Genomic DNA, 2,868 nt, shown 5'->3' with positions numbered 1-2,868 from the left:
ACCCTGCCATTCACGGGAGGGACCGCGAAGCGGTGGAGGGGGCGCTACGGGCGCACAGCCGACGGCCTCAGCCCAGCAGCCGCTCGGCGAAGTCGCCGCGCATGCAGTGGTTGGAGCTCATGGCCGCGCCGTAGCCGCCGGTGTTGAGGAAGGCGATGCGGTCGCCGCCGGCCATCGGCGGCATGCGGTGGCCGCGGGCCCAGACGTCCAGCGCCTCGTTGATGTTGCCCGACACCGTCACCGGCCGCCACGCCCGCTCGTCGAACGTCGAGGGGGCGCAGGCGACGGGCTCGCAGGGGCGGTCGTAGTGGGCCGGCTCGGGCTGCAGGTTGAAGCCGCCGTTCACCTGCACGAACTCGACGTCGCGCTTCACCTCGACGTCGGTGGCCTCCAGCACCAGCAACCCTGCGTCCTTGACGATGTAGTCGCCAGGCTCGACCGCCAGCGTCACGTCGCGGCCGGCCAACCGCTGTTTCAGCACCGCCGCCCAGCGCGCCAGGTCCAGCGGCGCGTCGGCCGCCGTCTGCGGCAGGCCGAGGCCCCCGCCGATGTTCACCGTGGTCATGTCTGGCAGGTCGTCCAGGAACGACAGCCCCTCGGCGATCGCCGCCTCCCAGCTCGCGAGCTGCGGATCCAGCCAGCCGCAGCCGACGTGGAAGTGCAGCGTCCGGATCGTGAGCCCATGCGCCCGCGCCGCCTCCAGCGCCGCGCCCCACTGCTCGCGGTAGATGCCGAACTTGGTGACGTCGTCGCCCGCGTAGACCAGCCGCTCGCTGTAGCCCACGCCGCGCGCCGGGTTCGCCCGCACGCCGATGGCGCGGCCCGGGGCCCGCGCGCCGATGCGGCGGATCATGCCGACCGTGTCGCAATTGATATGCAGGTCCGGTTGGGCCAGCAGCCGGTCCAGGTCGCGGTCCGACACGCCGGTGCCGGTGAAGCTGATGTCCCTCGCCGCGAATCCGCAGGCCAGCGCCCGGTCCATCTCGTTCGGCGAGCAGATGTCGATGCCGCACTGACCCCGCAGCCGCGCCAGCAGCGGCTCGAACCGGTTGCACTTCATCGCGTAGAAGACGCGGCCCGGCCGCCCGGTCCGCGCCAGCGCCGCCTTCAGCCGCGCCAGGTTCGCCGCCACGCGGGCGACGCTGTAGAGGTAGAGCGGCGCGCCCGCCTCGTCGTAGGCCGCCGCCACGTCGCAGCCCGCCAGATGCAGCCGTCCGTTCACATAGCCGAGGTCGTCGCGCGCCCACCACGGCGCCGCCACCGCGTGGGCGCGCGCGCTCACGCCAGGCTCTTGAGGTACGCCTGGCCCTCGACGTTCGGGCGCTCGGCGCGGCCGGTGATCCAGCGGCGGCACTGCGGCGCGCCGCAGTGGCAGGCGAACTGCCTGAAGAGGCGGTCCTCGGTGGCCGCGTAGTCGATGGTCAGCAGTTCGTCGGCCGGCATGTCCTTCAGCGCCACGAGTTCGAACGCGCGCATGTCGAGCCGGCAGTTCGGCGAACAGGCGTGGCTGAGGTAGCCGATGAACTCGGTGTCGGAGATGTGGTTCGTCTCGTCGACCTGCAGGCTGTGCTGGCTGATCTCGGGGCCGATCTCGCCCGTGAAGACGTGCAGCACCTCGCCCCTGCCCCGCCCGACCGTCGTCTGCACGCCCAGCCCCCGGGCGTCGTCCGGCCGGCAGATCCGCAAGGTCTCCGCCTGCGACCGGGCCACCGATTCGCTCCGCACCGTCATCTCCACCCTAGGATGTACCTTCAGCCTAGCGTCGGAAACACGACTAAAGTCCTATCGTCTTCGAAAGGCGCAGGTGATTGCGCCCCGGGCGCCGCTCGTAGGCCACCTCGTCCATCAGCTTCATGACCATGTGGATGCCGAGGCCGCCGACATGGCGATGCTCGACCGACGCCGCCGTGTCGGGCTCGGGCGCGCAGGTGGGGTCGAAGGCCGGGCCGTCGTCGCCGACGTCGACGGTCACGCGGCCCTCGGCCACCCGCGCGGCCACTTCGACGCGCGTCGCGCCGCCGTGGCCGAAGGCGTTGGTGACCACCTCGTCGAGCGCCACGTTGACCGCCGCGATCGCCGCCGCCGGGACGCCCCGCGCCGTCAGGCCGGACTCGATGTCGTCCAGCAGCGCCGGGAGGGCCTCGCGGCCGCCGAGCGTGCGGGAGATGTCCGGAAGCATGCCGGGCCCCTGATGACCGAATTCCGACCTTAGCCGCGTGGAAAATTAGCTCAATCTCCCCGATACTCGCGCGACGGTTGGAGAGGCGTTGATGCAGATCGGTGAAGAGACCCGCGGCGACATCCTGGTCGTGACGCCCTCCGGCCGCCTCGACTCGGGTTCGGCGGGCGTGCTGGAGGCCGTGCTGCCGGCCCGCGCCCAGGCCCACGCCAAGGTGGTGCTGACCCTGGCCGACGTGCCCTACGTCTCGTCTGCGGGCCTGCGCGTGCTGCTGATCGGGGCCAAGGCGGCGAAGGCCCAGGGGCACCGGCTGGTGCTGACCGGGCTCTCCGATTCGGTGCGCGAGGTGTTCGACATCTCGGGCTTCAGCACGATCTTCGCCATCGAGCCCGACCTCGACTCAGCCCTGGCCGCCCTCGCCTGAGGGCCTGAGCACCGCCAGCGTCCCCGCCGCATCCAGCAGGGCGGCGAGGTCGTCCAGCACCGCCTCCGCGCCGAGCCCCGGCGCCTGCCGCGCATAGGCCGCCGCGCGCCCGGCATTGTCGCCGTCCAGCAGCGCCAGCGTCTCGGCCGGTGGGCTCGCCGTCGTCCAGGCCGCCCAGGCGACGCGGTCGAGCCCGAACGCCAGGCGGCCCTGCTCCACCCGCGCCGCCGGATCGCCGTCCAGCAGCGCGCGCTCGAAGAAGTCC

Annotated in this window: 5 protein-coding genes; 1 reads left to right on the top strand and 4 read right to left on the bottom strand. The window is 72.4% G+C overall.

What is annotated here, in order from left to right; translation table 11 throughout:
- Positions 1-67 precede the first annotated feature (67 nt).
- The 3 genes from KF737_RS22400 to KF737_RS22390 are packed head-to-tail and all read right to left on the bottom strand — an operon-like array spanning position 68 to position 2,179.
- On the bottom strand, positions 68-1,282 hold the full coding sequence (locus KF737_RS22400; RefSeq protein WP_296460818.1) for a hypothetical protein: 1,215 nt from the start codon (positions 1,280-1,282) through the stop codon (positions 68-70).
- Positions 1,279-1,725, bottom strand: coding sequence for an SET domain-containing protein-lysine N-methyltransferase (locus KF737_RS22395; protein ID WP_296460815.1), 447 nt, complete (start codon positions 1,723-1,725; stop codon positions 1,279-1,281). Before KF737_RS22395 ends, KF737_RS22400 begins: the two co-directional genes overlap by 4 nt.
- A 49-nt stretch (positions 1,726-1,774) precedes the next feature.
- Positions 1,775-2,179, bottom strand: coding sequence for an ATP-binding protein (locus tag KF737_RS22390; protein ID WP_296460812.1), 405 nt, complete (start codon positions 2,177-2,179; stop codon positions 1,775-1,777).
- Positions 2,180-2,270: 91 nt separating this feature from the next.
- Here KF737_RS22390 and KF737_RS22385 point away from each other — a divergent pair, with 91 nt between their 5' ends.
- Positions 2,271-2,603: an STAS domain-containing protein gene (locus KF737_RS22385; RefSeq protein ID WP_296460809.1), complete on the top strand. Its 333-nt coding sequence runs from the start codon at positions 2,271-2,273 to the stop codon at positions 2,601-2,603.
- Here the strand turns inward: KF737_RS22385 and KF737_RS22380 are convergent.
- On the bottom strand, positions 2,580-2,868 hold a 289-nt coding region (locus tag KF737_RS22380; RefSeq protein WP_296460806.1), incomplete at its 5' end, for a hypothetical protein. The two genes, KF737_RS22385 and KF737_RS22380, sit on opposite strands and share 24 nt — an antisense overlap.

Source organism: Phenylobacterium sp. (assembly GCF_019636135.1).
Classification (GTDB): Bacteria; Pseudomonadota; Alphaproteobacteria; order Caulobacterales; family Caulobacteraceae; genus Phenylobacterium.
This window is presented reverse-complemented; position numbering and strand designations above follow the sequence as displayed.